Origin of the sequence: Roseomonas rosulenta (assembly GCF_016106005.1) — a bacterium.
GTDB lineage: Bacteria > Pseudomonadota > Alphaproteobacteria > Acetobacterales > Acetobacteraceae > Neoroseomonas > Neoroseomonas rosulenta.
This window is the reverse complement of the sequence record NZ_JACADR010000485.1, coordinates 1-1,817: the sequence shown is the minus strand read 5'-3', so window position 1 is coordinate 1,817 and position 1,817 is coordinate 1. Positions and strand designations below refer to the sequence as shown.

At 76.5% G+C, this 1,817-nt stretch carries 2 protein-coding genes; one reads left to right on the top strand and one right to left on the bottom strand.

The window, feature by feature from the left end:
* Positions 1-201: 201 nt before the first annotated feature.
* Positions 202-1,104 (bottom strand): 16S rRNA (cytidine(1402)-2'-O)-methyltransferase, encoded by a 903-nt coding sequence (gene rsmI, locus HW578_RS26125; RefSeq protein ID WP_408906270.1) that lies wholly within the window; start codon positions 1,102-1,104, stop codon positions 202-204.
* On the opposite strand from rsmI, the gene HW578_RS26120 reads away from it, so the two are divergent.
* A partial coding sequence (locus tag HW578_RS26120) for a penicillin-binding protein activator (RefSeq protein ID WP_198373627.1) occupies positions 1,077-1,817 on the top strand: 741 nt, incomplete at its 3' end. The two genes, rsmI and HW578_RS26120, sit on opposite strands and share 28 nt — an antisense overlap.

Here is a 1,817-nt window from a genome sequence, read left to right as displayed (position 1 = left end):
AGATCGCGGCGGGCCCGCGGCCCCGCCGGTCGCCCGCCGCATGCTGGGCGCGCTGGCCTTGCTGCTGCTGCTCGGCGCCTGCGGGAAGGTCGGGCCGATACGTCCGCCCGGCCCGGCCGACCAGGTCACCTATCCGCGGCTCTATCCGAACCGCTGAGGGATCGCCGGCGCTGGCCATCCCGCAAGGTGCCTGCCGCAGGCTCAACCCACGCCCAGCTCCAGTGCGCGCCGGTACACGTCCCGCCGCTTCAGCCCCGTCGCCTCCGCCACGCTCGCCGCCGCGTCGCGCAGGCTGAGCCCGGCGGCGAAGGCGGCACGCAGCGCGGCGTCGAGCTCGTCCGCGCCGGCCTCCTCCGCCGGCGCCGGGCCGACCACGATGCAGATCTCCCCGCGCGCCTCGGCCGTGGCGTAGTGCGCGGCGAGGTCGCCAAGCGACCCGCGGCGCATCTCCTCGAAGCGCTTGGTCAGTTCGCGCGCCACCGCGGCCGGCCGGTCGGCGCCGAGCCCCTCGGCCAGTGCCGCAAGGGCCTCGCCCAGCCGGTGCGGCGCCTCGTAGAAGACCAGCGTGGCCGAGAGCCCCGCGCGCTCCACCGCGCGCAGCCGCGCGACCTCGGCGGCGCGCGGCCCTGCCTTCGCCGGCAGGAAGCCCAGGAACAGGAAAGGATGTGGCGGCAGGCCCGAGAGCGACAGCGCCATCACCGCCGCATTCGGCCCGGGGATTGCGGATACCGCCACGCCGGTCTCGATCGCCGCCCGCACCAGGCGGTAGCCCGGGTCGCTCACCAGCGGGGTGCCGGCATCGCTGACCAGGGCGAAACGCTCCCCCGCCATCATGCGTTCCACCAGCCGGGGGGCTTGCGCGGCCTCATTGTGATCGTGCAAGGGGATCATGGTCGCCGCCACGCCCTGGCGCGCAAGCAGGCCGCCGGTCACCCTGCTGTCCTCGCACAGCACGGCGTCGGCATCCTTCAGCGCGGCAAGCGCGCGCGGCGACAGGTCGCCGAGGTTGCCGATCGGCGTCGCGACAAGCACCAGGCCCGGCCGCGCCGCCGGACCACCGGGAGGATCCGAGGACCGTGTCCCTTCTGCCGCATCGCCTCCCACGCCGCTTCTCCGCGCTTGCCGTCCTGGCCCTTGTGGGCCTCGGCGCCTGCGCGCCGCAAGGGGCGGGCCCGGTCGGGTCCCGCCAGCCGCTGCAGGAACCACCACGCAACCGCATCGCGCTGCTGCTGCCGCTGTCGGGGCCGCAGGCCTCGCTCGGGCGCGCGATGGAACAGGCGGCGGAACTGGCGCTATTCGAACGCGGGGGGCGCAGCGTCGATTTCCTGCCCATGGATACCGGCAGCACCGCATCCGGCGCCGCGGCGGCCGCGCGCAAGGCGGTGGGCGCGGGGGCGCGCATCATCGTCGGGCCGCTGACGGCGGCCGAGACCTCCGCCGCCTCGGCCCCCGCCCGTGCGGCGCGCATCCCGATCATCGCCTTGACCAACGATGCCGCGCAGTCCGGCCCCGGCGTCTGGACGCTCGGCGTGACGCCGGCGCAGCAGGTGCGCCGCGCCATGGGGGCCGCCATGTCGGGCGGCGCGCAGCGCTTCGCGCTGGCCGCCCCGGACGACGCCTTCGGCCGCGCCCTGGCCACGGCGATGCGCTCCGTCGCCGCGGAATGGGGCCTGCCGGACCCGGCCATCGTACTGCATTCCCAGCGTGCCAGCCCCGGCGCGGTGGCGCAGGACGTGGCGCAGCGCGGCGGCGGCGCGGTCGATGCCGTGCTGATCGGCAGCGCTGGCGCCATGGCGCGTGGCGTGGCGGCGGGGCTC